This window comes from Marinomonas sp. BSi20584 (assembly GCF_002792415.1).
GTDB classification, from domain to species: domain Bacteria; phylum Pseudomonadota; class Gammaproteobacteria; order Pseudomonadales; family Marinomonadaceae; genus Marinomonas; species Marinomonas polaris.
In genome coordinates this window covers 164,207-190,372 of sequence record NZ_KZ454876.1, presented here as the reverse complement: position 1 = coordinate 190,372, position 26,166 = coordinate 164,207, and the positions used below count along the sequence as shown (strand labels likewise).

At 41.6% G+C, this 26,166-nt stretch carries 27 protein-coding genes and 1 tRNA gene; 16 read left to right on the top strand and 12 right to left on the bottom strand.

Going from position 1 to position 26,166, the window contains the following annotated elements; all coding sequences use genetic code 11:
* Positions 1-66: 66 nt before the first annotated feature.
* A complete protein-coding gene (gene tyrS, locus TY87_RS09740; RefSeq protein WP_072840337.1) occupies positions 67-1,371 on the bottom strand; it encodes a tyrosine--tRNA ligase in 1,305 nt (434 codons plus the stop codon).
* Positions 1,372-1,477: 106 nt separating this feature from the next.
* Between tyrS and TY87_RS09735 the strand changes: the two genes are divergently transcribed.
* Positions 1,478-2,884, top strand: a complete 1,407-nt coding sequence (locus TY87_RS09735) for a peptidoglycan DD-metalloendopeptidase family protein (protein WP_100186933.1) — start codon at positions 1,478-1,480, stop codon at positions 2,882-2,884.
* A gap of 240 nt (positions 2,885-3,124) precedes the next feature.
* On the opposite strand, the gene TY87_RS09730 is transcribed toward TY87_RS09735, so the two are convergent.
* Both TY87_RS09730 and TY87_RS09725 read right to left on the bottom strand, forming a co-directional pair.
* Positions 3,125-3,961 carry a CheR family methyltransferase gene (locus TY87_RS09730; protein WP_100186932.1) on the bottom strand — a complete coding sequence of 279 codons (837 nt, stop codon included), beginning with the start codon at positions 3,959-3,961 and terminating at the stop codon, positions 3,125-3,127.
* Between the two features lie 57 nt (positions 3,962-4,018).
* On the bottom strand, positions 4,019-4,948 hold the full coding sequence (locus tag TY87_RS09725; protein WP_072840335.1) for a chemotaxis protein CheV: 930 nt from the start codon (positions 4,946-4,948) through the stop codon (positions 4,019-4,021).
* Positions 4,949-5,088: 140 nt separating this feature from the next.
* Here TY87_RS09725 and flgA point away from each other — a divergent pair, with 140 nt between their 5' ends.
* From flgA to TY87_RS09705, 4 genes are all read left to right on the top strand, one after another.
* The gene (gene flgA, locus TY87_RS09720; RefSeq protein ID WP_072840334.1) at positions 5,089-5,781 is read left to right on the top strand and encodes a flagellar basal body P-ring formation chaperone FlgA; all 693 of its coding nucleotides are present in this window, start codon (positions 5,089-5,091) and stop codon (positions 5,779-5,781) included.
* 112 nt (positions 5,782-5,893) lie between these two features.
* Positions 5,894-6,208, top strand: a complete 315-nt coding sequence (gene flgM, locus TY87_RS09715; protein WP_072840333.1) for a flagellar biosynthesis anti-sigma factor FlgM — start codon at positions 5,894-5,896, stop codon at positions 6,206-6,208.
* Positions 6,209-6,245: 37 nt separating this feature from the next.
* A complete protein-coding gene (locus TY87_RS09710) occupies positions 6,246-6,725 on the top strand; it encodes a flagella synthesis protein FlgN (protein ID WP_100186931.1) in 480 nt (159 codons plus the stop codon).
* Between the two features lie 81 nt (positions 6,726-6,806).
* A tRNA-Arg gene (locus TY87_RS09705) sits at positions 6,807-6,882 on the top strand.
* A 74-nt stretch (positions 6,883-6,956) separates the two neighbouring features.
* On the opposite strand, the gene TY87_RS09700 is transcribed toward TY87_RS09705, so the two are convergent.
* The 4 genes from TY87_RS09700 to TY87_RS09685 are packed head-to-tail and all read right to left on the bottom strand — an operon-like array spanning position 6,957 to position 9,885.
* Positions 6,957-7,364: an OsmC family protein gene (locus TY87_RS09700; protein ID WP_100186930.1), complete on the bottom strand. Its 408-nt coding sequence runs from the start codon at positions 7,362-7,364 to the stop codon at positions 6,957-6,959.
* A gap of 43 nt (positions 7,365-7,407) precedes the next feature.
* Positions 7,408-8,223: an indole-3-glycerol phosphate synthase TrpC gene (gene trpC / locus TY87_RS09695; protein ID WP_100186929.1), complete on the bottom strand. Its 816-nt coding sequence runs from the start codon at positions 8,221-8,223 to the stop codon at positions 7,408-7,410.
* A gap of 19 nt (positions 8,224-8,242) precedes the next feature.
* Positions 8,243-9,283: an anthranilate phosphoribosyltransferase gene (trpD, locus tag TY87_RS09690; RefSeq protein WP_100186928.1), complete on the bottom strand. Its 1,041-nt coding sequence runs from the start codon at positions 9,281-9,283 to the stop codon at positions 8,243-8,245.
* Between the two features lie 23 nt (positions 9,284-9,306).
* Positions 9,307-9,885 carry an anthranilate synthase component II gene (locus TY87_RS09685; protein WP_072840328.1) on the bottom strand — a complete coding sequence of 193 codons (579 nt, stop codon included), beginning with the start codon at positions 9,883-9,885 and terminating at the stop codon, positions 9,307-9,309.
* A 374-nt stretch (positions 9,886-10,259) separates the two neighbouring features.
* On the opposite strand from TY87_RS09685, the gene TY87_RS09680 reads away from it, so the two are divergent.
* Both TY87_RS09680 and TY87_RS09675 read left to right on the top strand, forming a co-directional pair.
* Positions 10,260-11,591, top strand: coding sequence for a magnesium transporter (locus TY87_RS09680; protein ID WP_100186927.1), 1,332 nt, complete (start codon positions 10,260-10,262; stop codon positions 11,589-11,591).
* 67 nt (positions 11,592-11,658) lie between these two features.
* Complete coding sequence (locus TY87_RS09675) at positions 11,659-12,828, top strand: mechanosensitive ion channel family protein (protein WP_198432069.1); 1,170 nt, start codon at positions 11,659-11,661, stop codon at positions 12,826-12,828.
* A 93-nt stretch (positions 12,829-12,921) separates the two neighbouring features.
* On the opposite strand, the gene TY87_RS09670 is transcribed toward TY87_RS09675, so the two are convergent.
* The gene (locus tag TY87_RS09670) at positions 12,922-13,602 is read right to left on the bottom strand and encodes a phosphoglycolate phosphatase (protein ID WP_100186926.1); all 681 of its coding nucleotides are present in this window, start codon (positions 13,600-13,602) and stop codon (positions 12,922-12,924) included.
* Positions 13,602-14,273, bottom strand: a complete 672-nt coding sequence (rpe, locus tag TY87_RS09665) for a ribulose-phosphate 3-epimerase (RefSeq protein WP_100186925.1) — start codon at positions 14,271-14,273, stop codon at positions 13,602-13,604. Before rpe ends, TY87_RS09670 begins: the two co-directional genes overlap by 1 nt.
* Before the next feature lie 89 nt (positions 14,274-14,362).
* Here rpe and TY87_RS09660 point away from each other — a divergent pair, with 89 nt between their 5' ends.
* Positions 14,363-15,361 carry a DUF3530 family protein gene (locus TY87_RS09660; protein WP_100186924.1) on the top strand — a complete coding sequence of 333 codons (999 nt, stop codon included), beginning with the start codon at positions 14,363-14,365 and terminating at the stop codon, positions 15,359-15,361.
* A gap of 16 nt (positions 15,362-15,377) precedes the next feature.
* Here TY87_RS09660 and djlA read toward each other — a convergent pair whose 3' ends face one another.
* Positions 15,378-16,181: a co-chaperone DjlA gene (djlA, locus tag TY87_RS09655; RefSeq protein ID WP_100186923.1), complete on the bottom strand. Its 804-nt coding sequence runs from the start codon at positions 16,179-16,181 to the stop codon at positions 15,378-15,380.
* A 128-nt stretch (positions 16,182-16,309) separates the two neighbouring features.
* Here djlA and TY87_RS09650 point away from each other — a divergent pair, with 128 nt between their 5' ends.
* From TY87_RS09650 to TY87_RS09615, 8 genes are read left to right on the top strand one after another with little or no spacing between them, the layout of a single operon-like run.
* Positions 16,310-18,565 (top strand): LPS-assembly protein LptD, encoded by a 2,256-nt coding sequence (locus TY87_RS09650; RefSeq protein ID WP_232617103.1) that lies wholly within the window; start codon positions 16,310-16,312, stop codon positions 18,563-18,565.
* Between the two features lie 2 nt (positions 18,566-18,567).
* Positions 18,568-19,818: a peptidylprolyl isomerase gene (locus TY87_RS09645; RefSeq protein WP_072840321.1), complete on the top strand. Its 1,251-nt coding sequence runs from the start codon at positions 18,568-18,570 to the stop codon at positions 19,816-19,818.
* 9 nt (positions 19,819-19,827) lie between these two features.
* On the top strand, positions 19,828-20,847 hold the full coding sequence (pdxA, locus tag TY87_RS09640) for a 4-hydroxythreonine-4-phosphate dehydrogenase PdxA (protein WP_100186922.1): 1,020 nt from the start codon (positions 19,828-19,830) through the stop codon (positions 20,845-20,847).
* The gene (rsmA, locus tag TY87_RS09635) at positions 20,844-21,644 is read left to right on the top strand and encodes a 16S rRNA (adenine(1518)-N(6)/adenine(1519)-N(6))-dimethyltransferase RsmA (protein ID WP_072840319.1); all 801 of its coding nucleotides are present in this window, start codon (positions 20,844-20,846) and stop codon (positions 21,642-21,644) included. The genes pdxA and rsmA overlap by 4 nt, the downstream gene beginning before the upstream one ends.
* Entirely contained in the window at positions 21,645-22,019 is a 375-nt protein-coding gene (gene apaG / locus TY87_RS09630) for a Co2+/Mg2+ efflux protein ApaG (protein ID WP_072840318.1), read from the top strand. It begins immediately after the preceding gene.
* Positions 22,020-22,027: 8 nt separating this feature from the next.
* Entirely contained in the window at positions 22,028-22,855 is an 828-nt protein-coding gene (locus tag TY87_RS09625) for a symmetrical bis(5'-nucleosyl)-tetraphosphatase (protein ID WP_100186921.1), read from the top strand.
* On the top strand, positions 22,852-23,172 hold the full coding sequence (glpE, locus tag TY87_RS09620) for a thiosulfate sulfurtransferase GlpE (protein WP_072840316.1): 321 nt from the start codon (positions 22,852-22,854) through the stop codon (positions 23,170-23,172). The genes TY87_RS09625 and glpE overlap by 4 nt, the downstream gene beginning before the upstream one ends.
* A 6-nt stretch (positions 23,173-23,178) precedes the next feature.
* A complete protein-coding gene (locus TY87_RS09615; RefSeq protein WP_100186920.1) occupies positions 23,179-24,276 on the top strand; it encodes a tRNA nucleotidyltransferase/poly(A) polymerase-related protein in 1,098 nt (365 codons plus the stop codon).
* Positions 24,277-24,346: 70 nt separating this feature from the next.
* On the opposite strand, the gene folB is transcribed toward TY87_RS09615, so the two are convergent.
* The gene (folB, locus tag TY87_RS09610; protein ID WP_072840314.1) at positions 24,347-24,712 is read right to left on the bottom strand and encodes a dihydroneopterin aldolase; all 366 of its coding nucleotides are present in this window, start codon (positions 24,710-24,712) and stop codon (positions 24,347-24,349) included.
* Position 24,713: 1 nt separating this feature from the next.
* Positions 24,714-25,751 (bottom strand): tRNA (adenosine(37)-N6)-threonylcarbamoyltransferase complex transferase subunit TsaD, encoded by a 1,038-nt coding sequence (gene tsaD, locus TY87_RS09605; RefSeq protein WP_100186919.1) that lies wholly within the window; start codon positions 25,749-25,751, stop codon positions 24,714-24,716.
* Between the last annotated feature and the right edge of the window lie 415 nt (positions 25,752-26,166).

Here is a 26,166-nt window from a genome sequence, read left to right as displayed (position 1 = left end):
ATAAACAAAAAGACACCGGAGTGTCTTTTTGTTTATCTCAATTACTTAGGCATCGCCCATCAACAGCTACAACACAAACAAGTGATGCTTTTTCTTACCTAATTTAACGAGGAAGTACTTCCCGAAATAACCATTTGCAGCAGTGAAGATATCAGCAGCTGTCATATTGTCACTCAACCCCTTAGCCACGCCATTTACAAAAACAGAATCTCGCTGAAGAGCATCCTTGACCTGCTTGCCACTAGCAGCTAATCCGGCATCCGCCATTAGACTAGTAAGGGGCGTTTCAACAAGATCAATACCCGCCAAAGAACTGCTCGGCAAACCATCAAGCTGAATTTGCTCAAGATCTTGCTCACTTAATTGATCAGCCTCACCACTAAACAAAGCATTAGTAATACGCTCCGCTGCTTGCAGACCTTCTTCACCATGAACAAGTTTAGTCGCTTCTCGTGCAAGAATAGCTTGCGCCTGAGGCTTGCCACCACTTTCTTTATCTGCATTTTCAATTGCATCAATCTCAGCAAGATCTAAGAAAGTAAAGAATTTCAAAAATTTATAAACATCGGCATCGGCAGTATTCATCCAAAATTGATAAAAAGCGTACTGACTTGTTTTGGAAGAATCCAACCAAACCGCACCAGATTCCGTTTTACCAAATTTGGTTCCATCAGATTTTGTAACCAAAGGAACAGTTAAACCAAATGTTTGAGATTGATTTTGACGACGAGATAGATCGATACCACCTACTATATTCCCCCACTGATCACTGCCACCTATTTGAAGGGTACAATCATAGGCTCTATTCAATTCAGCAAAATCCATTCCTTGCAACAATGCATAAGAAAATTCAGTAAAAGAAATACCAGCGCCTTCTCTGTTAAGGCGCTGCTGAACAGATTCTTTATTGATCATTGCATTAACAGAAAAGTGCTTACCGATATCCCTCAAGAAATCCAACACACTCATTTCGCCAGCCCAATCGAGGTTATTAACAACTCGAGCAGGATTAGACACATCATCAAATTTTACAAATTGACTTACTTGGCCACGAATTTTTTCTGCCCAACTTGCAACCACATCGGATGTATTCAATTGACGTTCAGCCGCTTTAAAGCTTGGATCTCCTATAAGGCCTGTCGCACCACCAACCAAAGCAATTGGGTTATGCCCAGCATCTTGAAAACGTTTTAGCACAAGAAGAGGAACAAGATGCCCCAAATGCAAACTATCTGCGGTTGGATCAAAACCACAATAAAGAGTACGACTTCCACCATCAAGATGTTTTTTTAGCTCATCTTCTGCCGTCATTTGGGCGATAAGTCCACGAGCTTGCAAGTCATTCAAAAGGTCTTTACTGCTTACAGTCATTATTTTGATCCATATCCTAGTTAGTTTATCGTACTTAAGCATTCAATTATAAAAGTAATGTTGGTAGGATTATAAGGCTTTTATTAAAGATTTTTAGGTACGCATTTTGATCAAGCTATTACCAACAAAGCATTTACTCCTAATTTCAGGGATAAGCGCACTCCTCGCCATAGTACTTATAGCACTCCCTGACGAGGAAACCATCGATAACAATCTAATTTCCCTCGAAGCAAACTTTGAGGTGATAGACCAGTCTCAGCTAATGCTGCAGGACTTGCAAAAACTCACGCCCAAAAGTAGCACAATCCCTTTAACAACCTTTTCGCCCAACAATACAAACTCTACCTACGATATTCCTGCACCTGACACCTTGGTAAAAAAGAGCAGCCCAGCAACATTTAAAGAACAATCTGTTGAAGTAAAATCTGGCGACTCCCTATCAAAACTATTAGCTAACGAAGGTATATCAGCACAAGACATTTACAAAGTATCTCTGGCTGACAAAAAACAAAAAACCTTGCTGCAAATGAGGCCAGGACAAACAATCAACTTCACGACTAATGAAACATCTGGAGAACTCACTCAGTTAACACTTATCCTTAACCGCTTAGATAGCGTAACCTTTGAGCGAAATGATGATAAATTCAATAGAACAGAATCCTCCAGAACACCAGAAATTGTCCAAGCCTACAAAGAGGCAGAAATCAATAACTCATTATTTGTTGACGGACTAAGATCAGGAATCGATCAACCCTTATTAATTGAGTTAGCAAATATTTTTGGCTGGGATATAGACTTTGCCTTGGACATTCGAAAAGGTGACAGTTTAAGCATGTTATATGAAGAAAAGTATCTTGATGGTGAAAAAATCGGACATGGAAACATCATAGCTGCTCAGTTTATCAACAATGGCCGAACCTATCAGGCAATTCGCTACCAAACAGAAAAAGGAGCAAATTATTATACCCCTGATGGATTGGCAATGCGCAAAGCCTTTATACGAACACCTGTTGATTTCACAAGGATTTCATCAAAATTCAATCCAAACAGATTACACCCTATTTTCAAAACCAGTCGTCCGCACAGAGGTGTTGATTATGCAGCCGCAAGCGGAACTCCAGTAAAAGCGGCTGGAGATGGCAAAATATCCTTTGCGGGAAAACAAAACGGTTATGGCAATGTTGTGATTATCGATCACGGTAAAGGTTACCAAACCCTTTACGCTCATTTGAAAGGCTTTTCAAAGGGGACAAAACGTGGCGCCAGAGTTCAGCAGGGCAATATAATTGCCTACGTAGGACAAACAGGCTGGGCGACAGGCCCACACCTTCACTATGAGTTCAGAATAAACGGAACCCATAAAAACCCAGTAACTGTTAAATTACCAAATGACGATCCAATGCCTAAAAACGATTTGAAAAACTATCTACCTTATGCAAAGCAGGTAGTCGCTACATTATCGAATTCACATTCACCATCGTTTGCGCAAAAACTCGCCTCTTTAAAAGAATAACACCACCACTTTATAATTTCACATAGAGCCAGCGTGACTTACACACTGGCTACTTAACCTACTACATTTATCCCACACACGAAACCAGCCTCGAATTGCCACCTCCCCCACTCTACAGCAGAAGAAGACACCTTACTTATCACCGATTATAAGACAAAGTAAGCACCCACAAAAAAGCCCATCTACAAACACTAGACAGGCCCTTCTACTACGATTAACTTTAACTAAGCGACACCTACACTATAAAGCCTTAGCTTTATATACAATACCTGGGTGACACTGAACAATCTCAAAATAATCAGATAGACCACTCAGTGCTTCAGATCCACCAAGAAATAAATAACCTCCAGGCTTTAAAGAGGCATGCATTCTTTTCAAAATATCCAATTTAAGATCAACGGTAAAATAAATCAGCACATTACGACAGAAGATCACATCAAATTTACCTAGCATCGAAAATGATTCAATAAGATTCAAGTACTTAAATTCAACACGCGCACTCAAGTGCGGCTTAATTTTCCAAGTCAAATCATTCACTTTATCAAAGTACCGACGCTGTAAATCCGCACCAAGTCCACGAGCAATAGCCAAGCTGTCATATTCACCCTGCTTAGCATGCTGCAAAATATTAGTACAAATATCTGTCGCTACTATTTTTTCACCCGCTTTCAAAACGCCAGGTCGAGACGCTTTAAACTCCTCTATAACCATACTTATAGAGTAAGGTTCTTGACCGGTAGAAGATGCAGCAGACCAGATTCTTAGAGGTGCCACTGTCATTTCAGGCAGCACTTTGTCTTTTAAAATCGTAAACGGGTGCGTATCCCTAAACCAAAGAGTTTCATTTGTCGTCATTGCATTAATGACTTCTTCTTTTAGCTTAGATCCCCCCAACCTCTCCAAAGCATCTACTAACTGCTCAATTTTAGAAAAACCTTCTCTCTCTAAAATTTTTCCCAAGCGACTGGCGACCAAATATTGCTTATTATCACTCAGCGAGATCCCACATACTTTCTGCAAGTAATCTCTAAACCTGATATAACCATTAGGTGTAATTGCATTTGTACTACTGAGCATTAAAACTCCATAAGTGACAGGTTCAATAAATAAAGCCCCACATAAAGGGCCTAAACATTACTCTGATTGCACCTGCACTGTCTCTATAGCCAATCGAGCCAATTCATCTGGTTGGAACTTCGCCAAAAAGCCATCAGCTCCTACTTTTTTAACCATTGCTTCATTAAACACACCACTCAAAGAGGTATGAAGAAGAATAAATAGATCTTGCAACCGACTATCATTACGAATCGCAGTTGTTAACGTATAACCATCCATCTCAGGCATCTCTATGTCAGATATAACCATAGAAAACTCCTTAGTTACATCCTTACCTTCTGCAACCATATTTTGAAGATAAGTAAGCGCTTCACGACCATCACATAAAACTGTCGTAGCAAAACCAACCTGTTCCATACAACGTTTAATCTGCTTACGAGCAACAGAAGAATCATCCACGATAAGAATATGATGCTTTTGTGCATTCTCTGTCACACCAGCATTCACAATACCTTCTGAGATATCCTGACGAGTAGGAGCAACTTCAGAAAGAATCTGCTCAACATCAATAATCTCCACCATTTCTTTGTCAACCTGACAAACGGCTGTCAGGTAATTATCATTCGACAATCCTTTTGGTGGTGGCTGAATATCACTCCAATTCATGTTTACAATGCGCTCTACACCACGCACTAAAAAACCCTGAATTCGACGATTATATTCAGTAATAATCACAAAACATTGACTAATATTTTCGATTGGGCTCGCACCTGTAGCCAGTCCTAAATCTAAAATAGGAATAGTACCGCCACGAATATGAGCAACACCTCTAACCACAGGAGAACTATGAGGCATAGTGGTTAATTTAGGACACTGCAGCACTTCTTTCACTTTAAAAACGTTGATGCCATAAATTTGCTTACCATTTAAGCGAAACAACAGCAATTCAAGTCGATTTTCCCCTACGAGCTGTGTACGTTGGTTAACAGTATCCAGAACTCCAGCCATAAACGCCTCCAAAATGTGTAAACATTATACTGAGGTATCACCTCAAAATTGTTAAAATGTATCATCCAATGATAAAGTGAATTCAAATAATTTACTAACTATCTTATTTATAACGTAATAATAAACAAAGAGAACAAATCATGCGAATCATAAGGCTAAGCATAGCGTTCATTTGTTTCCAAACTGGTTTTACATTTGCCATAACGACTGAAGAACAAATTAACCACTACATAAATCAAGTAGAGATTCCTCGGTTATCAGAAATATACCCTGATGCAGCCATAAGCATCACATTAAACAATCTTGCCGCACTCAACTACTTGCCTGATTGTGAAAACGAATCAATTCAGATCAACAATCAAAGACCAGACGCTACCAAACGCACAAACTATGAAGTCAGCTGTGACTCACCAACTTGGAAGTCCTACGTACCAGTAACTCAGTCCATAATGATTCCAGCAATAAAAACCATCACCCCAATCAACCGAGGCCAAGCCATCAGCAAATCAAACACCGATGTGGGAGAAGTGGACATTTCCAGCCTAAGAGGACATGTTTACACTAAAAAAAACCCACCTTACGGCCTAATTGCTTCACGCAACTTGCGCATAAACACAGTCATCACTGACGATCTAACCAATCAGCCAACCTTAGTTAAAAAAGGCGACTCAGTACTAATAACAGCAAGCAGTGGTACCATTATAGTCCGAATGAACGGTGTTGCTTTAGAAAATGGTGTCAAAGGCCAACAAATTCGAGTCAAAAACACAAGTTCTGAACGAATTATATACGCCAAAGTTGTAACTGACAGTGAGGTTCTTGTAAACTATTGAGTACAGACTGATCGGCAATGAATAAATACTCTTTTCTGGGGCTTTTTATTAAAGTTCTTATAGACCCAGCCGACAACATAGACAGGCAAATCATTAAAGGGCGGAAAACCCAATGGCAATACATTTTACAGGTCTATCAAACCAGAGCACGATCAACAAAAGTGAACGATCGCAAAAAGATGATGCGACAAATAGCGCAACGGACAAACAAAGCTCAGTTCAAAGCGGTGGCACATTGGCAGAAGACACCGTGAAATTAAGCGGCACTGCACAAACTCTTCAAAGTCAGCAGTCTAAAATTAGCAGCTTACCTGATGTTGATATGGATAAAGTGGAACAAATTAAAAACGCTATTGCAGCAGGCGAGTACAAAATAGATACCCAGAAGCTAGCAAATAATATGGCTTCTATGGATTCGCTATTCTAGACTGTAACTCCTATACAGTTTGTAAACGGTTTGTCTTATGATTCCTATCGCACCTATATTTATCAGAAGCAAAGAGATATTAGAAAAACTCTCTTCGCTTCTTGATGAAGAGCGTTTAGCTTATGGGGAACTGAACAGCGAAGTAATCATCAGCCTATCCGAGCAAAAACAAACCCTTCTTGATGAAATGAATCAGCTTAATGAGAAAAGAGTCAACATTCTCATTAAATTTGATATTGTCGACCGAAAAAAACCTACTGAAACAGAATTCAAAAACTGGTTAAGCCTACAAGACAGCTCAATGGACAACGTTCGCCTATTAATGCAAGAGTGCGAAACATTACTCAAAAAATGTAAAACACAAAACAACACTAACGCTCGAATCCTTAACACCTTACAAAAGCGTAACAAGCATCTTTTCGAATTACTCCAAGGCCATAGCAGCAAAAACAAAGTCTATACAGCCAGAGGCTCTACACGCCCAATAAGCAGCAAACATACATTAGGCCGAGCTTAAAAAACCATAAGAATCAACATCATACTTAGTTGTCATTTGTATTTCAGTCGTAATTAATGTATAAATCTCAACTTGCAGCACGTCCTCATAGGTAAACAGGATATACCGGCCGCCTCCTAAGCAGCTATTCCAGGTTCGAGTCCTGGTGGGGACACCAACACATTAAGCACTGCAAAAAACTAAAAAAGAGCCTCTTAGCTCTTTTTTTAAATACTTTTATAAAGCAATACCTTATTCCGCCTCAATCACCTCAAAGCTATGAACAATTTTCACACCACCTCTCTCTAACATTAGAGAAGCAGAGCAATACTCTTCTGCAGACAATTTAACTGCTCGAGCAACAACACTTTCCTTCAAGTTACGACCAGTAACGACAAAGTGCACTCGAATTTCAGTAAACACCGCAGGGACACTATCAGCTCGATCAGCATCAATTTGAGCAACACAAGAAACCACATCTTGACGAGATTTCTTTAAAATCCCAACCACATCATAAGAAGTACAACCACCCAAGCCTGCAAGCAAAAGCTCCATAGGTCTTGGGCCGGCCACTTGATTTCCATCGATTTCCACTTTAAAACCAGAACCGGTTTCAGCGGTAAAATGCACATCTTCTTGCCAACTAACATTTGTCTTCATCATTCAACCTTACTTGATTCTGTCATGACTGAAACTATCATAATTACGACTGGAACAACTCAGCCAATTTTTCACCTGGGTCATCGGCGCGCATAAAAGCCTCGCCAACCAAAAACGCATGAATACCTTTTTGCCTCATCAAGGCCACATCATCACGAGTATGAATCCCGCTTTCTGTAACAATCAAGCGGTCGGAAGGCACACTGTCCATCAATTCAAACGTATGATCTAAACTAAGCTCAAAGGTATGAAGATTTCGGTTATTGATACCAAGCAATTCAGTCTGAGTATATTCCAAAGCCAAATCCAACTCTGGACGATTATGTACCTCTACCAAAACATCCATACCAAGATCACGAGCAATTTGATCTAGCTCTCGCAATTTATCACCACTTAGGCACGCAGCAATCAATAAAATACAGTCTGCACCAATCGCCCTAGCTTCTAGCACCTGATACTCATCGACAATGAAATCCTTGCGAATAACAGGTAACTTACATGCTGCACGAGCCTCAACTAGATAATCTTCATGACCTTTAAAGAAATCACTGTCTGTTAGAACAGACAAACAAGCCGCACCTGATCTTTCGTAGGATCTAGCAATGTCAGTTGGGATAAAAGGCTCGCGCAATACACCTTTACTAGGGGAAGCTTGCTTAATTTCAGCAATAACACCAGATTTACCGATAGCTATTTGATGTCTTAATGCATGAGCAAAACCACGAGGGGCGTTATGAACATTAGCTACAGACGCTGCAACCTCTAAATTTCCATACGGTGTATGAGATTTACGTTCGGTAATTTCTTCATACTTTCGCGCTACAATCTTCTTTAAAATTGTCGGTGTTTCTATTTGCATTAGGTTACTGCTCCTATAATTACAGTGAGTCAGGACTCATAAAACAACGCGTGAAACTAGCTAATTCAGACATCTTGACTTTGGCTGTACCACCGCCAATCACATCTTCCGCAATATTCACACCTTCTGCTAAAGTATCAGCAATACCTGAAACATAAATCGCCGCGCCAGCATTTAAAGCAACAATATCCCTGGCAGGGTTTATTTTCCCCTTACCATCCAGTGCCATTTTTACTAAAGCAAGGCTTTCAGATGCATCAGCAGCTTGAATCGTATCAATAGATTGCAATGGAATGCCAAAATCTTCTGGTGAAATTTTATACTCTAAAATTTCACCATTTTTTAACTCCGCCACATAAGTTGGTGCAGCGATACTAATCTCATCTAAGCCATCTTCAGAGTGAACAACCATAACATGCTCACTACCCAGAGCTTTCAATACTTCAGCAATAGGACGAACCCACTTCTGATGAAAAACCCCCATGACCTGACATTTTGCATTAGCAGGGTTAGTCAATGGACCAAGCAAATTAAAAATGGTTCGAGTAGCCATTTCCTTACGAGGACCAACTGCATATTTCATAGCTGAATGATGATTAGGCGCAAACATAAAACCTAAACCTATCTCTTCAACACATCGGCAAACCTGCACAGCATCAAGACCAAGGTAAATACCCGCTTGCTCCAGCACATCTGCACTACCGGATTTCGAAGACACGGAACGCCCGCCGTGTTTAGCAACCTTCCCCCCCGCTGAAGCAACAACAAACGCAGACGCTGTAGATACGTTAAACAAGTTGCCACCATCACCGCCAGTGCCGCATGTATCAACCACATGTTCAAGATCCAAATGTACCTTGCTCGATAACTCTCGCATCACCTGCGCCGCAGCGGTAATTTCTTCGACCGTCTCACCTTTCATTCTTAGGCCAATTAAAAATCCGCCTATCTGTGCTGGCGTGGCTTTTCCCGTCATGATGTCATGCATCACTATTTGCATCTCGTCGCCGCTCAAATCTTGGCGTTCAACAACAGCAGCAATCGCCTTTTGAATATCCACCAGCCTCTCCTATCGTATTAAAACTATCGTGTTAAGAAATTGGCCAATAAAGCATGACCTGCTTCAGTCAGAATCGACTCAGGATGAAATTGCACCCCTTCAACGGCAAGTGTTTTATGTCGAATTCCCATAATTTCCTCTCTATCACCCTCTGCATTTTGACTCCAAGCGGTTACTTCTAGGCAATCAGGCAATGAGTCTGCTGAAACGACCAAGGAATGGTAGCGTGTTGCAGTCTGCGGGTTTGGCAAGCCAGAAAACACAGAGGTATTTTGGTGATAAATTAACGAGGTTTTACCATGCATGACATTTTTAGCACGAATTACCTCTCCACCAAAGACCTGACCAATACTTTGATGGCCTAAGCAAATACCCAATATTGGAATTTTCCCTGCAAATGTCGTGATTGCAGCCAGAGAAATCCCCGCTTCGTTAGGTGTGCAAGGCCCCGGTGAAATCACTAAATGCGATGGAGCAAGGCGCTCAATATCTTTAATGCTAATCTCATCGTTACGATAAACCTGTACATCCATCCCTAACTCACGAAAATATTGCACAAGGTTGTAAGTAAAAGAGTCGTAGTTATCAATCATCAATAACATAAAGAAGGGGCGCGCCTATAAAACAATATTGATCTACTAATGTTAGAATCCGCAGAAACTGACACAAAAAACGAAATGCATTGACGAATAATAAAAACATGCATTTTAAAGTGCGCTAAATTCTACACTGTCAGGAACACTCTGTCTCGCCAGACCTTACACTTCATAAGATCCTAACCGTTCAAAGAGCATACACTAATCACTAATCTCCCCATCAAATGACACCATAATTTACTATTTTTATTTCAGCATTTTGGAAGGTTTTAAATAATACCGTGTAAAAACAAAGCCTTGTTTGATATACAAGAGGTTATACCGCACACTAGAAAGCATGTTATCTTTACCGTCATTATTCAGTGTTTTAAGGATGCCCTGTGCATAGCCAAGTCGCCGCCCTCATCGAAACCCTCATACATGACGAGCACTCTCCAGAGTCCATTAACAAGGCCATTTCAGAGTTAACACCGGACGATGTGGCATTAGCGCTTGAATCCATTCCGCTTACCCAACGCCGGCAAGCATGGGCAAATATCAAACAGGCCAACCGACTTGATATTTTGGTTGAAATGCGTGGAGAGTCTCGACAGCTACTATTAAGAGAGCTAGATGACTCAGAAATAGAAGCTTTATTCACTGATGTCGATGCCGAAGACCTACTCGAAATAACGGACTCGCTACCAGACCGCCTTGTAGACATCGCCTTAAAGCAGATGGACAACAAACAACGCGAATATTACCAGCAAGGTATTGTTTACAACGATGATGTTGTTGGCCGTTGGATTGACCACGAATTATTAATCGCCTCTCAATCCATCCGCGCCTCTGAAGCTCTTAGACTGCTAAAAAAGAACACGCCAGATTACACAGATATGGTGTATTTGGTGAACAGAACTGGCCGTTGGGTTGGTTGCGTGAAGTTTGACCGTCTATTCAAGGCTCAAGGCCACGAACCAATTTCAAGTTTGATAGATGAGGGTTGCTCCTTTATCCACGCCGATACAGAACTAACAAAAGCTGCAGAGCAACTCGAACGATCGTCGCTATCAGCACTACCTGTGGTGGATGACAATCAAATTCTATTAGGTCGTTTCCACGCAGGACTTGCCATGGAAACATGGCGCTTAGAGCACGAAGCTCAGCAAATGTCGACAGCAGGCCTAAATGAAGAATCTGATTTATTTGCACCAGTAAAACGCAGTGCAGCAACTCGTGGTATTTGGCTTGGCATAAATTTACTGACGGCATTTTTAGCCTCAGCGTTTATCGGGCTATTTGAAGCCACACTTCAACAGGTCGTTGCATTAGCAGTATTAATGCCAGTTGTTGCCTCCATGGGTGGTATCGCAGGCAGTCAAACATTGACGTTAATTGTCCGAGGCTTAGCCCTGGGACAAATAACTCGCAGCAACTTAAAATCTTTATTATCAAAAGAATTAAAAGTAGGCGGATTAAACGGCATATTATGGGCCATTGTAATTGGTGTAGTGACTTTATGGTGGTTCGAAAGCCCAATGCTTGGCATGGTGATCGGCTTAGCTATTATCGTCAACATTATAATGGCTGCCCTGTCTGGCGTTCTAATACCAGTATTACTAGATAAATTACGTATTGATCCAGCGCTCTCTGGATCAGTCATTTTAACCACTGTGACAGATATAGCTGGTTTTGTTGCCTTCTTGGGATTGGGCACTTTATTACTTATTTAAGTAACACAACTAGCATAACCTCTAATCAGAGCCATTCACGAACAAGACAAAGGTATAGAGAAGCATAATGAACTGGGAAACAATGCAAGTATATTTAGGCTTGGGCGACACTAAAATGCACTGGGTTGTCCGAGTATTTTTAGTTGTACTTGGTACACTAATTGTTAATTTTATTGCCACCCGCATTTTAATGCGTATAGACAAACAACTCGAAAAAACCAAAACACCTTGGGACAATGTCTTAATTCATGCAGCACAAAAACCTGTTGGGGTCTTTGTATGGTTGGCTGGTTTGAGCATTGCCGCTGAAATTTCCGGTACAGAAGTTGACCCTAATTTTTCATCACTTATCCATGCAATTCGTGAAGTCGGCGTTATCGTTATACTGACTTGGTTCGTATTGCGCTGTATATCTGAAAGCGAAAGAACACTTACCAACTCAAGCAAAATAACCACTAACGTTGACTACACAACGGCCAGCGCAATCAGTAAATTATTACGTGCATCCGTTATCATCACCTCAGTTTTAGTTATCTTGCAAACACTAGGTTATAGCATTTCCGGCGTATTGGCATTTGGTGGTATAGGCGGTATTGCCGTAGGCTTCGCAGCTAAAGATTTACTCGCCAACTTCTTCGGTGGTTTGATGGTATATTTAGATCGACCATTTGCTATTGGCGACTGGATTCGCTCACCAGATCAAAATATTGAAGGTACAGTAGAGCATATTGGCTGGCGACAAACACGCATTCGCACTTTCGAAAAACGCCCTCTGTATGTCCCCAACTCCACTTTCTCATTGATTTCGGTTGAAAACCCATCCCGTATGACCCATCGCCGCATAAATGAAACTATTGGAGTACGCTATCGAGACTTCAGTCTTCTACCAACCATTCTGGCAGATATAAAAGACATGGTTGCCAACCATGAAGATTTAGACACAAACGAGACTTATATGGTGAATTTCAATCAGTTCGGTCCATCATCTCTAGACTTCTTTATTTATGCATATACAAAAACCGTAGACTGGCGAACCTACCATAACGTCAAACAAGACGTGCTGTTCAAAGCTATGCAAATTATTGAATCACATGATGCAGAAGTTGCCTTCCCAACCCATACAGTTCACATGGCTGACGATAGCCAAATGACACTATTATCGGAACAGGTGAACTCATCGGAGCAACCTGTAAAAGAGCAGCTTCAGAAAGAGCCATCGCAGAAGGACAAAAGCTAAAGTAATATATTCAATTTTTAAAAACTTAATAACAAAAAAGGCCAAACTAGAAATAGTCTGGCCTTTTTTACATCTCTCACGCCATAAATAAAATCAGACAAGCAACTCAGCTAAATCATCAATTATCGCATCAGCGCCCAGCCCTTTAAGATCAACACCTTGGTTGTAACCATAAGTCACCAAGGCACATTTGAAACCAGCGTTATTTGCAGCTTTAAAATCAGTAATTGAATCACCTATCATCAGACAATTTTCAGGCAAGGCTTCAATTGACTCACTGCAATGCAACAAAGGCATAGCAGATGGCTTCTTCTCTTCTAGTGTGTCGCCACCCAACAACCAACCAAATTGCTCAGTCAGCTCAAAATGATCTAACATAGGTTTCACAAACACACTTGGCTTATTGGTAATCAATGCAACAGGAACACCGTTATGCTTAAAGGCTTTCAGTAAGGCTTTCACATTTGGATAAAGCGTCGTGCCGTCGGTCAAATGCGCATGATAGTGTGTTAGAAAAATACGATACGCTTCTTCCTGTTTTGCAGAATCAATATCTGCCCACTCAAGCGCTTGCTCGATCAATTTAGCAGAACCAAAGCCAACCCAACCTCTAACAAGTTCCTCACCCGCAAGTGGCGCCCCAAGGTCGGCTAAGAAAGCATCTACCGCTCCAGTAATATCAGGCACACTGTCTACTAAAGTACCATCAAGATCCAAGCAAACTAGCTCAGGCCAACCATCAAACCACTTTGAAAAATAGCTAGGCGTTTTCATTAACGTACACTCGCCAATTCTTTGCGCATCGCATCAATCACGGCTTTATAATCTTCTTTACCAAAAATAGCAGAACCCGCAACAAACGTGTCTGCGCCTGCACGTGCGATGTCAGCAATATTCTTTTCACTCACACCGCCATCGACTTCAAGACGAATGTCATAACCGCTGGCATCAATCAAGGCACGAGCTTCGCGTAATTTATCCAGAGTACCAGGTATAAAAGATTGCCCACCAAACCCAGGGTTAACTGACATCAACAACACCATGTCGATCTTATCCATCACATATTTTAAATGCTCGAGAGAGGTTGCTGGATTGAATACCAAACCAGCCTTACAACCGCCGTCTCGAATCATTTGCAAAGAACGATCAATGTGTTCACTGGCTTCTGGGTGAAAAGTAATAATAGAAGCACCCGCTTCAATAAAGTCTCCAATCATGCGATCAACTGGCTTCACCATCAGATGTACATCAATATCAGCGGTCACGCCATGTTTGCGCAATGCTTTACAAACCATAGGACCAATCGTTAAATTAGGAACATAATGATTATCCATCACATCAAAGTGTATGATGTCGGCTCCGGCCTCCAAGACATTGTCGACCTCTTCACCTAATCGAGCAAAATCGGCAGAAAGGATCGAAGGGGCAATGATAAAATCATTCATATCTGACTCCAGCAGTGACACAATAAAGGTCTCATAGTGAAAATTTAGACCGTATTTTAACAAGGCCTTTAAAAGAAGTATTGAAAACAATGAAGAAATTTACTGCACTGCGCCACGCTATCATTGCACTTCTTTCCTTGAGCACAAATACCGCTCTTTTCGCGGAAGAATCACAAGCAGCCCCCGGCAGTACAACTACTCCACAGCAAAATACACCGGCGCAAACAACACCAACACAAAACGCTAAAGAATACATTATCCCCAAGCCGCAGGCTTCTCGAATTAATGCACTGAAAGCTTCGCTAACAATAAGACGTTTAGATCACCAAATTCAAACCTTAGAAGCGAATGCAGAGCCTTTCCTTGCCCTCTATAGACCATCTCTCACCAGCTCAACTCAAGGCTGTGTAATAATGCTGCATTCAGACAACGAACACCCTGATTGGCCAGATGCCATCGCACCATTACGCGATGCCATGCCGGAGCACAGCTGGTGTACTTTATCCCTTGAAGTCCCAGACATTATTAAACGTGCCGAGCCTGTTAAAATAACCACAGCGACAGCAGAAAACACATCATCACCTAAAGAACTTCCTAACCAAACTCTGGTTTTCGCTCGCATACAGGCAACTATCGATTACGCCAAAGCACAAGGAGTAGAACAATTCACTTTTCTTGGCTACGGTACTGGCGCCAGCTATGCCTTAGCATTCCTAGCCGCCAACAAAGACGCAGGCAAAGCATTAACGCTTATCGATATAGAATCCCCTCCGAATCTATCAGACTACGAAGTGGCACAACAAATTCGTCAAATCGCGCAGCCTATCTTAGATTACTATGTCGATAAGACTGGGAACGACCAATTTGCAGTATGGCGCAAACAAGCCGCTAACCAAAGAACAGATAAAGTTGGCGATTTTATCCAAGTAAACGCCTTACCTGATAGAGTCACAGGAAAAAACAGCAAGCAATTATTAATACAGAGAGTTCGTGGCTTTTTAAAGCAAAACACCAATCAAATAAACCAACTAAAATCATTACCTAGCGTAAAAAAAGGGCTTTTCTATGAAAGCCCTATAATCAATTAGATATTAAATTAAGCTCTTATTTACGAGCATTTTTAACCATTTCATAAGCAGATTGAATTTCTTGCGTGCGCTCTTTTGCCAATTCAATCATTTCATCCGGCAACCCCTGTGAACTTAATTTATCAGGGTGATTTTTACTCATCAGACGACGATAGGCCTTTTTAATTTCAGCATCACTCATTTCTGGTGTCACCCCCAGTACATCATAGGCCGCCTTCAGCAGATCTTTTGATCCCACATTACTAGAAGAATAGTTAGAAGAAGACTGGTAGCCCTGTCTAAAGTGCGCTTGCTGCTTAACCTGAATATGCAAAGCCTCAAATTCAGCAACAGATACCCCTAGATACGCACAAACCTGAGACACAAATGACTTTTCTTCGACACTAAAATGACCATCCGCATAAGCAGACACCAACAACACTTCCAATAAAGTGCGTGTCAAATCTCCAGGACCAACGGTCTGCTTAAAAGTATTAAGGACAGCAGCAAGGTCAAAATTTTCAGATTTACCCTCGTTAAACAACTGCTTCGCTTGCTCTTGAGCAGCAGGTGATAAACGCAGACGCTGCATAACAGATTGCGCCAATTGAATTTCTGCTTCAGATACCTGACCATCTGATTTGGCCAAACGCCCCATTAAAAGAAATAATGTGCGAAAAAAAGTTTCTTGTTGAAGGCGCATATCCGCACGACCACGAATTCCACTAAAAGCGCCGCCAGTCTGGGCTCTATCAACGACTCCGCCGACGATAAAGCCCAGTAAAGCGCCTAAAAAACCAGCCAAAATATAGCCTAAAATCGCGCAAACAACTTTCCACATAAAGATATTTCTCCAGAATCGGTAGCCCCTATGGGCCTGCTTAGATTATCATTTGTCTTATTACGTGGAACCGCTTATGGGCAGTATCCGATTTAGGACAATAATTATTGGTGGCAAGTATACCCTGCATGGTTAAGCATTTACGCACCTACGCCTTATTTTTTCAAAGTCTTTTCATATTGCCTCTTGCACAAGCGCAAGTTGATCAATGGGACTGGACTCCCAAAGAATCCCTGACGACTGAGCAGCGAGCGCAGCTAAGTCGATATTGTCAGGGCTCATACATTAGCAACTGGAAAGCAACAGATACAAAGGGAACAAACCTCGCTGCTGACCTCATCGTTCGTGACGAAAATGGTGTAATTCATCTTCAAGGAGAGGCGGAGATCATTCAGCCTCAATCTACCTTGTCTGCAGATGACATTGAAGGTATTCCAGACGATTATTATCTCGCTACAGGAAACGTCACATTACGCAGCGAAAATCAGCTAATCCGCAGTTCAACTGGTTACATAGCAAACAGCGGTGATGCACCAACGGTTTTCAAAGATGCAAAATTCCTTAGCCATCAATCAGGTGCTCGCGGCGAAGCCAAATCACTATCACGCAACCAAGATGGCGTGGTTTTTATCGAGGAAGGCTTTTTCACCACCTGTGAACCAAATGAAGAAAGCTGGAAACTATATGGTAGCTCAATAAAACTAGACCCAAAAAATGGATTTGGTACAGCAAAGCATGTACAGATTCGTATTGCAGGCCTAACTGTATTCTATTTTCCTTGGCTACGCTTTCCAATAGACGACTCTCGTCAAACTGGCCTTTTATTCCCTAGTTTTAGCTACTCGGGATCAGATGGATTCAGTTTTTCAGCACCATTTTACTGGAACATTGCGCCAAACTACGACGCAACAATTACACCGCAGTTTATCCAAAAGAAAGGTCAAGGGGTTGACTTAGAATTCCGACATTTAAGCCCTTATGGCGAAACAGTTTACGAACAATCTACTTTTTCTGATAATGATGAAGGCGAGCAGACGCTATTAAAATTAAAATCCACGCAGAAGTTTAATCAATACTTTAGCGCTGGTTTTTTATTAGAAGACAACCCAACAAAAGATAAATATCCTGAAGCAAACAGCACGTCAATTGGTGAAAAAGACCACTACGAACGCAGCGCGTATTTTGCCTTTAACAATGGTAATTTTCTTAACAAGCTGACCTACTTAACCTATCAAACACCTAATGACAAAAATGATGAGCCATTTGAATGGCTACCTCGTATAGACAGCTCTTATCGTATAGCAACATCATTTTTAGATTATAAAATTGACGTTCAATATACAGATTTTTATGATCCAGCCGAAGACAATTTCGACGGTCAGCGGACAGTATTTAATCAAAACATAAAATTTGACCTAGGTAACGATTGGGGGAATTTCACCCCAGGATTTCTAACTCAATATAGAGATTATGACCTTCACAGCTATACAACAGACTCAGATAGCAGCACATCTGTAGGACATCTCACTAGCTATGTTGACTCATCACTACTATTTGAGCGAAATTTCTTGAATAATCAGACGGTATGGCGACAAACGATTGAACCCCGTTTAAATTATTTGTATTCACCATTCGAGTCTCAAAACCAGATTCCTGATTTTGATGCTAGCGAACCAACGATGACTTACTCTCAGGCCTTTAGTCATACACGCTTTAACGGTAATGATCGTATTGGTGACACGGAACAGGTAACCCTTGGTTTAGAAAGTCGTCTATATGATGAAAATAATAATGAAAAATGGGCCTTCAAAGCTGGCCAGATCTTCTATTTAGAGGACCGTTATGTTGGTATTGACGGAAGAACCGATAAGAATACAGCCATTGATGACTCAAAACGCAGTGATCTACTGACGTCCGCCAACTATAACGGTAACCGATATAGTCTAACGGGTAATTTGAATTACAACCTAGACGATAGCGAGGTAAACTTAGCTCAGCTTGTCGCTTCTTTAGAGCCTGTTGACGATATAAAAATAAACCTAAGCTATTTGTACTCGATCAATAACACAGATCCAGATGACGATGCTAAACAAGCTAGCATAGGAACTATTTTTCCGATCAATCAAAATTGGTCCATGTTCACACAATATACCTATGATTTCTTAAGAGAGGATGGCACTAAAGAAATTGCAGGGTTAGGCTATGAAAACTGCTGTATCAAGGTTTCGATGAGCTATCAACATTGGCTCAATGATGACAATGAGTTTGATAGAGGCGTCTTTTTACAATTTATTTTACGTAGTTTAAGCAGTGCTGGCCGCGCTAACAACAAAGCCAACAATATTGCTGACAGCTATTGGAACCAAGGAAAAGTTGGATATTAATCATGAAGTTATTTTCTTTTTTCTCTTTAATTCTATTTGCATTAGTACCTCTGCAAACACTGCACGCTGCACCTACAAAAATTGATGGAATTTCAGCGATCGTTGATTCTAGTCCTATTTTAGAAAGTGACATTGTAAGCCGCTTTCAAATCGTTAAGGACCGTGTTCCAGGCGGAGTCATGACTGACAACATTCATCGTCAAATTCAAAACCAAATGATAGATGAAGCATTACAAGTCAATTATGCCCGCAAAGTCGGCATGCGAGCGTCTAGTTCAGAAGTAGACAATGCTATTCTTGGCGTGGCGAAAAACATGAATCTAGACTTGCAGGGTTTAAAAAATGTTCTCGCTAGCAAGGGCATTAATTATGAGCGTTATCGCGAGCAAATCGAGCAAGAAATTCTCATTAATAACATAAAGCGAGAAATCGTTAAAAAACGCATTGCCATTTCAGACCAAGAAATTGATGATTACCTCAGTTCAGACACCAGTATCACCAAAGAAAAAGATCAAGTACACCTGCGACATATAATAATTAGAGCAAGTAGCCCAGAAGAAGCTGCTGCAAAAATTAAAACCATTGCAGGAAAAATACACTCAGAGAATGACTTCGTGCAACAAGCGATCGAAAACTCAGACGGTCAATTTGCCATTGAAGGCGGGGACTTGGGCTGGCGTCCATTAAATCAACTACCGCCACTATTTGTACGGGCATTAGAAAGCGAAAAAGGCCCGCTTATAGGTCCATTGCAAAGCAATGCCGGCTTCCATTTATTGTGGATGATTGAGAAACGCTCTCCAGATGTAACGCTACAACAGCAAACTAAAACTCGACATATCCTAGTTCGGGCCAATGAAATTCGAAATATGGAGCAAACTAAAGTTCTTGCGGATGAGCTTTATAAAAAACTAGAAAATGGTGCGGACTTCGCACAATTAGCTAAAGAGTACAGTGAAGACCAAGGCTCAACTTTACAAGGCGGCGATTTAGGCTGGGTCACACTAGGAGCCATGGTTCCTGAGTTTGAAGATGTGATGAAGAAAACTAACATTGGCGACATTAGTAAGCCGTTCCGTACACAATTTGGTTGGCACATTCTTCAAGTTGAAGGCCGTCGCGAAGCAGACATCAGCGATAAAGTGAAACGCAGCAATGCCGAACGCGCTTTAACCGCACAAAAGCAAGACATTGTTCTTGGCAACTGGCTCGACGAATTACGTGCTGACGCCTTCATTGATATTAAAAACTAAGAGAAAATAATGGCACATAATCAGGTAGAATCACTTCCCATTATTGCCATTACCTCTGGCGAACCCGCAGGTATCGGTCCAGATATTATCTTAAGCGCATTAAGCGAGCAGACATTTCCTGCTCGCTTAATTATCCTAGCTGATCCTGAGCTACTTCAAGACAGAGCGCAGACTCTAGGCCTAACAGTAAATATTCAAACACTAAATAGTGCACAAGATGTCACTGCACATCAGCAAGGTTCTATTAGTGTTTTGCCGATCCAACTAACGAAAAAGGCCGCTGCCGGCACTCTAGATATTGCGAATTCCCCTTACGTGTTAGAAACACTAAAACAAGCAGGTGAAGGCTGCATTCAAAAAGAGTTTGATGCCATCGTTACGCCACCAGTCCATAAAGGTATTTTATGTGAAACCGGCGTTCACTTTTCTGGACATACTGAGTTTTTTCAAGCTCAATGCCAGTCACCACATGTTGTTATGATGCTCGCGACAGAAGCGATGAAAGTCGCATTAGTAACCACTCACCTACCACTTAAAGATGTGCCTGCTGCAATCACTGAAAAAAATATCAGCCTTGTCGCTAAAGCACTTAATAAAGATCTACAAGAAAAATTTGGTATTGCGCAACCCAAAATCTTAGTCTGTGGATTAAATCCACATGCAGGAGAAGATGGCCATTTGGGCAAAGAAGAAATTGACGTTATTATCCCGACCCTCAATAAACTTCGCCAAGAAGGCTTAAATCTAATTGGCCCACTGCCAGCGGATACCCTGTTTACACCAAAATACCTAAATGATGCCGACTGCGCCTTGGCTATGTATCACGATCAAGGTTTACCTGTGTTAAAATATTCAGGTTTTGGTAATGCCGTAAATATTACATTAGGCTTGCCTATTATTCGGACATCCGTCGACCACGGCACAGCCATTGATTTGGCTGGCACAGGCAAAGCAAATAACGGCAGCCTTAAAGTGGCCATTCAACATGCTATTAACATGGCAAATAACGCGAAAAAGTTTTCTAAATGAGCAAACCACAACCCCATAAAGCCAGAAAAAGATTCGGCCAAAATTTCCTTCATGACCACGGCGTTATTCGACGCATTGTAGCGTGCATTGGTCCTAAAAAAGGACAACGTATAGTTGAAATTGGACCAGGTAAAGGCGCATTAACGGAAGGTATTATCAGTGTCACTGAGCGCATGGATGTTGTTGAGCTTGACCGTGACCTTATTCCTATATTAAAAGTGAATCTGTTCCGCTTCCCTGAGCTAACCGTTCATGAAGCTGATGCAATGAAATTTGATTTCACGTCATTAAGTACTCCAGAACAAGCCATTCGAGTTGTAGGTAACCTACCTTATAACATTTCGACACCGCTTATTTTTCACCTATTAAGCCAAGCCGATGCAATTGAAGACATGCACTTCATGCTGCAAAAAGAAGTCGTTGATCGTTTGGCTGCGCGTCCAGGTGACAGCCTATATGGACGATTAAGTGTTATGGCGCAGTATTACTGCTCTGTCGAATCACTGTTTATTGTTGGGCCTGAATCATTCGATCCAGCACCGAAAGTTGATTCCGCTATTGTTAGAATGACACCTCACAAAACGCTGCCTCATCCTGTCAATAACATCAAAATGTTAGAAGACATGGTAAGAATCGGCTTCCAGCAACGTCGAAAAACCCTACGTAATAACTACAAAGGCGTGTTAGACAATGATGATTTCACTGCTCTAAACATTGACCCAACACTACGCCCAGAAAGATTAGACGTAGAAGACTTTGTTCGAATTACCAACTACGTCCTCAAAAAGGAAGGGTAAATGCAAAAATATGACGTCGTGGTTTCCGTTCGTACAGAATACCTAGCAGGACAATCAACACCAACAGAGTCGCGCTACGTGTTTGCTTACCATATTTCTATTACCAACTGCGGAACCGAATCGGCCAAACTTCAAACCCGCCATTGGATAATTACTGATGGTAACGAACAAGTTCAAGAAGTAAAAGGCAGCGGCGTCATTGGTGAATACCCGTATTTGGGCCCAGGCGAATCATTCCATTACACCAGCGGAACAGTAATGGAAACGGTTGTTGGTAGTATGCAAGGCAGCTACCAGTTTCTGGCAGATGATGGAACTGAATTCAAAGCCCCTATCCGACCATTCACCTTGTCAGTTCCAAATCAGGTTCACTGAGGCTAATTATGGCAACCTATGTTATTGGTGATTTACAAGGCTGTCTCACGCCTCTCGTACAGCTTTTAGAGCAAATAAATTATCACCCAGAACAAGATAAGCTCTGGTTTGCAGGCGATTTAATCAACCGCGGTGAAGAATCCCTAGAAACACTACGTTTTATCAAATCCTTAGGCAGCAACGCGACCGTCGTTCTAGGCAATCATGACCTGCATTTACTCGCCGTCTCTCATGGTTATGGCAAGTTAAAGCGTGGCGACACACTAACAGAAATACTAACGGCAGGTGACCGTGACGACCTAATGGATTGGTTACGCCACCAACCTCTATTTCACTATAATGAGCAACTCAATACCGTCATGACTCATGCAGGTATTCCACCTTGCTGGGACTTAAAGCAAGCACAAGCACTTGCTCAAGAAGTAGAAGGCAAACTGAAATCTGACAGTGTTGATGAATTTTTTGCCACCATGTATGGTAATAAGCCAGATCAATGGAGCGAGAAATTAACAGGCCTAGATCGACTTCGAGTTATTACTAACTATTTAACTCGAATGCGGTTTTGTGATGAGAACAGTAAGCTCGATCTAGAGTCAAAAGAAGGTATAAACACAGCAACCAAAGGTTACGCACCTTGGTTCAATTACCCAGCAAAAGTACCTGAAAATTGCCATATTGTTTTTGGACACTGGGCCGCTTTAGAAGGCAAAACCCAAAAAGAACGCATTCATGCGCTAGACACAGGTTGTGTCTGGGGCGGAAGCCTAACAGCTTTACGCCTCGAGGATAAACAACGCTTCAGTACACCTTGCACAATTAATCGGAAGAACTCATGACTTACACTTGTATCGATATATCAGACGCTCTCCCAATCATTGAAAATAATGCGGCTATTGTAGATATTCGCGATTTGGTTAGTTTTCAAAACAGCCACATGACAAACGCGATTAGCCTTACCAATGACAATGTACAAAATTTTATTGATAGCACAGAGAAAAGCCAGCCTGTCATTGTTTGCTGCTACCACGGCAACAGCAGCAAAGGTGCTGCTGAATACCTTGCATCACAAGGATTTAAAGAGGTTTACTCTTTGAATGGCGGCTTTAGTCAATGGAGCGCAATGTTCCCAGAACAATGCGAGACAGGTAACTAGGTAAATATGACAATCCCTTATCAAGTTTATCTAGTAGGCGGCGCCGTTAGAGATGCTTTACTTGAACTCCCAGTTATCGACCATGACTGGGTCGTCACAGGCGCTACACCTGAACAACTTGAACAAAAAGGGTTTCAACAAGTCGGTAAACAATTCCCTGTTTTCCTTCACCCCAAAAGCAAAGAAGAACACGCCCTTGCCCGCAAAGAAAAAAAGCAAGGTGAAGGCTACACTGGGTTTATCTGTGACTTTTCACCAGACATCACTTTAGAAGAAGACTTAGAACGCCGCGATCTAACCATAAACGCCATTGCACAAGATGAAAACGGTACTTTGATCGATCCATATAATGGTCAACAAGATTTGCTCGACCGAGTATTTCGTCATGTCTCTGATGCCTTTATAGAAGATCCGCTACGCGTATTGCGAGTTGCTCGTTTTGCCGCTCGATTTCATCATTTTGGCTTTACTATCGCACCTGAAACCATGTCTTTGATGCAAGAGATTAGCGCATCAGGAGAACTATCCACACTGAGCGCAGAACGCATTTGGAAAGAGCTAGAAAAAGCCCTTAACACGTGCCATGCCAATGCTTTCTTTTCAGTATTAAAAGACGCTAACGCGCTAGACAAACTATTTCCAGAATTTATTTTGGAAGACAACCAAACGCTTACTGATATATTGAACCAAGTTGGGCTAACACCTGCTCAGCGCTGGGCCATTCTCAGCAAAAACACTCCGCTTGCAGAACTCACTCAACTTCATCAGCGCATTCGTAGCCCAAATCAGTTCAAGATTCTCGCCGAGCAAACTCGCTCATTCCTAGAGAACCAACACATTCCAATGGACTCCACTACGTGGGAAAACTGGTTGATTTCCGTCAATGCCATAAAAAAACCTCAACCATTTATCTTACTGATTGAGATTCTAAGTCGCTTAACCAATAGCAAAGTTGAGGACTGGCAGAAGCTACGGGATACTATTGCAGTGATCAATGCCGCATCTTTAATCAAACAAGGCTTTAGTGGTGCAGAATTGGGTCAAGCGCTTAAAAAAGTACGTGCTGAGGCTCTCGACAAAACACTTTCACCACTGATTAGCTAACTTGTAATAGCTATCAAACTATAACAAGCAAAACGCTGTCACTTATGTCTTAATAAATAACAACACTTTCTCAATAAGTCACAGCAGATTTTCTGTGAATTTTCACGCCAACGGCTTGAGCGGACGGAACAGCGCCAGGCTTACGCAAAGTTAACGTGACAGCGTTCAGCTTAAATTTTCCGATCAACTCTCCCACCAAATGCTCCGCTAACGTTTCGATTAATTCAAACTGACGCTCGGTACAAAATGCCAAAATATAATTCGAGATAGCTTCGTAATCTAGCGTCTTAGCTAGATCGTCCGTCTCGGCTGGAACACGATTATCATGCTCCATTTCCAAATCAAACACTAAATCTTGCTGAATCTTTTTTTCCCACTCATATACACCAATCACAGCTTGAGTTTTTAGACCTTCAATAAATACTAAGTCTTTCATATTAAGATTCCTTCAAAGGTGGCAATTCAGACAAGGGCCAACGAGCACGTATCGACAAGCTTAATTCAGAAGATTGACCATTAACCAAACGCTGAGCACCAGCATAAGCAATCATGGCACCATTATCAGTACAAAATTCTGGTCGAGCATAAAACACGTTAGCTCTGATTTTTTTCAACTGACTTTCAAGCTGTTCACGTAAACGCTGATTAGCACTCACGCCGCCAGCGATAATAAGTTGTTTTAAGCCTTCAGCCTCCAAGGCACGACGACACTTAATAACTAAGGTATCCACTACTGCGGTTTCAAACGCCAATGCCGCGTCAGCTTTAAACTGCTCATCACAACGATCATGGTCTAGTGCATCATGGACTGCCGTCAAAAACGCTGTTTTCAGGCCACTAAAACTAAAATCTAACCCCGGGCGATCTGTCATAGGACGAGGGAATTTCAATCCAGACTTAGAATTACCTTGTTTTGCTAACGCAGCAATTTGCGGTCCACCAGGATAAGGTAAGCCAATCATCTTTGCAGCTTTATCAAATGCTTCACCGGCGGCGTCATCAAGGGATTGACCTAGAAGACGATATTCGCCAATGCCATCTACACGAACCAACTGCGTGTGACCACCAGAAACCAGCAAAGCAATAAAAGGCATTTCTGGTTGAGATTCTTCTAGCATTGGTGCTAAAAGATGACCTTCCATATGATGTACGCCTAATGCAGGAATTCCCAAAGCATAAGCCAGAGAACGCCCAATTGTTGCACCAGCCATTAAGGCACCAATCAAGCCTGGGCCGCTTGTATAAGCAATCGCATCCAATTCCGACTTTTTCATGCCCGCCTCTCGTAACACTTCATCAATAAGCGGCAAGGTTTTACGAACATGATCACGAGAAGCCAACTCTGGAACTACACCGCCGTATTCGGCATGCTGCGCAATTTGAGAATAAATTTTGTGAGCCAAAAGACCATTTTCAGTATCGTAAATCGCGATACCCGTCTCATCACAAGAGGTTTCTAATCCCAATACTTTCATCAGAATAATCTCATCAATAATTTGAGCGCATTGTACCCTATCTATCTCGACCGTTGCAGAGGAAAGAACCACTTACTTAAAAGACAAGCCAAATGAAATTAGACATGGCAAGGCAAAAGCATTATAATGCGCGCGTTTTAAATGTTTAAATTAAAAGGCAGGTGATTTTTCTAGTTTGGCACATAGCTTCTGAAGTAAGCGCTTCTTATATAAGTTAAATGGCGATCCAAACACCCTCTTAAAGAATGAATACAGTTACAGACGCGACATATAGTCTGTTCAGGGTTGGGCTTTTTTAGCCTAGAAAAATCGATCCATACTGGATCACACTCTGTTCAACAAAAGCGCGCTTTGAAAGCCCATTAAATACGGGTATGATTCACGCCGTTTTTGTGAATGCTTAAACTTTAGAAAA

What these genes read in the sequence shown, in the direction of transcription:
- tyrS (WP_072840337.1), bottom strand. Translation starts at nt 1,371, where the DNA reads ATGACTGTAAGCAGTAAAGACCTTTTGAATGACTTGCAAGCTCGTGGA.
- TY87_RS09730 (WP_100186932.1), bottom strand. Translation starts at nt 3,961, where the DNA reads ATGCTCAGTAGTACAAATGCAATTACACCTAATGGTTATATCAGGTTT.
- TY87_RS09725 (WP_072840335.1), bottom strand. Translation starts at nt 4,948, where the DNA reads ATGGCTGGAGTTCTGGATACTGTTAACCAACGTACACAGCTCGTAGGG.
- flgA (WP_072840334.1), top strand. Translation starts at nt 5,089, where the DNA reads ATGCGAATCATAAGGCTAAGCATAGCGTTCATTTGTTTCCAAACTGGT.
- flgM (WP_072840333.1), top strand. Translation starts at nt 5,894, where the DNA reads ATGGCAATACATTTTACAGGTCTATCAAACCAGAGCACGATCAACAAA.
- TY87_RS09710 (WP_100186931.1), top strand. Translation starts at nt 6,246, where the DNA reads ATGATTCCTATCGCACCTATATTTATCAGAAGCAAAGAGATATTAGAA.
- TY87_RS09700 (WP_100186930.1), bottom strand. Translation starts at nt 7,364, where the DNA reads ATGAAGACAAATGTTAGTTGGCAAGAAGATGTGCATTTTACCGCTGAA.
- trpC (WP_100186929.1), bottom strand. Translation starts at nt 8,223, where the DNA reads ATGCAAATAGAAACACCGACAATTTTAAAGAAGATTGTAGCGCGAAAG.
- TY87_RS09685 (WP_072840328.1), bottom strand. Translation starts at nt 9,885, where the DNA reads ATGTTATTGATGATTGATAACTACGACTCTTTTACTTACAACCTTGTG.
- TY87_RS09675 (WP_198432069.1), top strand. Translation starts at nt 11,659, where the DNA reads ATGAACTGGGAAACAATGCAAGTATATTTAGGCTTGGGCGACACTAAA.
- TY87_RS09670 (WP_100186926.1), bottom strand. Translation starts at nt 13,602, where the DNA reads ATGAAAACGCCTAGCTATTTTTCAAAGTGGTTTGATGGTTGGCCTGAG.
- rpe (WP_100186925.1), bottom strand. Translation starts at nt 14,273, where the DNA reads ATGAATGATTTTATCATTGCCCCTTCGATCCTTTCTGCCGATTTTGCT.
- TY87_RS09660 (WP_100186924.1), top strand. Translation starts at nt 14,363, where the DNA reads ATGAAGAAATTTACTGCACTGCGCCACGCTATCATTGCACTTCTTTCC.
- djlA (WP_100186923.1), bottom strand. Translation starts at nt 16,181, where the DNA reads ATGTGGAAAGTTGTTTGCGCGATTTTAGGCTATATTTTGGCTGGTTTT.
- TY87_RS09650 (WP_232617103.1), top strand. Translation starts at nt 16,310, where the DNA reads ATGGTTAAGCATTTACGCACCTACGCCTTATTTTTTCAAAGTCTTTTC.
- TY87_RS09645 (WP_072840321.1), top strand. Translation starts at nt 18,568, where the DNA reads ATGAAGTTATTTTCTTTTTTCTCTTTAATTCTATTTGCATTAGTACCT.
- pdxA (WP_100186922.1), top strand. Translation starts at nt 19,828, where the DNA reads ATGGCACATAATCAGGTAGAATCACTTCCCATTATTGCCATTACCTCT.
- rsmA (WP_072840319.1), top strand. Translation starts at nt 20,844, where the DNA reads ATGAGCAAACCACAACCCCATAAAGCCAGAAAAAGATTCGGCCAAAAT.
- apaG (WP_072840318.1), top strand. Translation starts at nt 21,645, where the DNA reads ATGCAAAAATATGACGTCGTGGTTTCCGTTCGTACAGAATACCTAGCA.
- TY87_RS09625 (WP_100186921.1), top strand. Translation starts at nt 22,028, where the DNA reads ATGGCAACCTATGTTATTGGTGATTTACAAGGCTGTCTCACGCCTCTC.
- glpE (WP_072840316.1), top strand. Translation starts at nt 22,852, where the DNA reads ATGACTTACACTTGTATCGATATATCAGACGCTCTCCCAATCATTGAA.
- TY87_RS09615 (WP_100186920.1), top strand. Translation starts at nt 23,179, where the DNA reads ATGACAATCCCTTATCAAGTTTATCTAGTAGGCGGCGCCGTTAGAGAT.
- folB (WP_072840314.1), bottom strand. Translation starts at nt 24,712, where the DNA reads ATGAAAGACTTAGTATTTATTGAAGGTCTAAAAACTCAAGCTGTGATT.
- tsaD (WP_100186919.1), bottom strand. Translation starts at nt 25,751, where the DNA reads ATGAAAGTATTGGGATTAGAAACCTCTTGTGATGAGACGGGTATCGCG.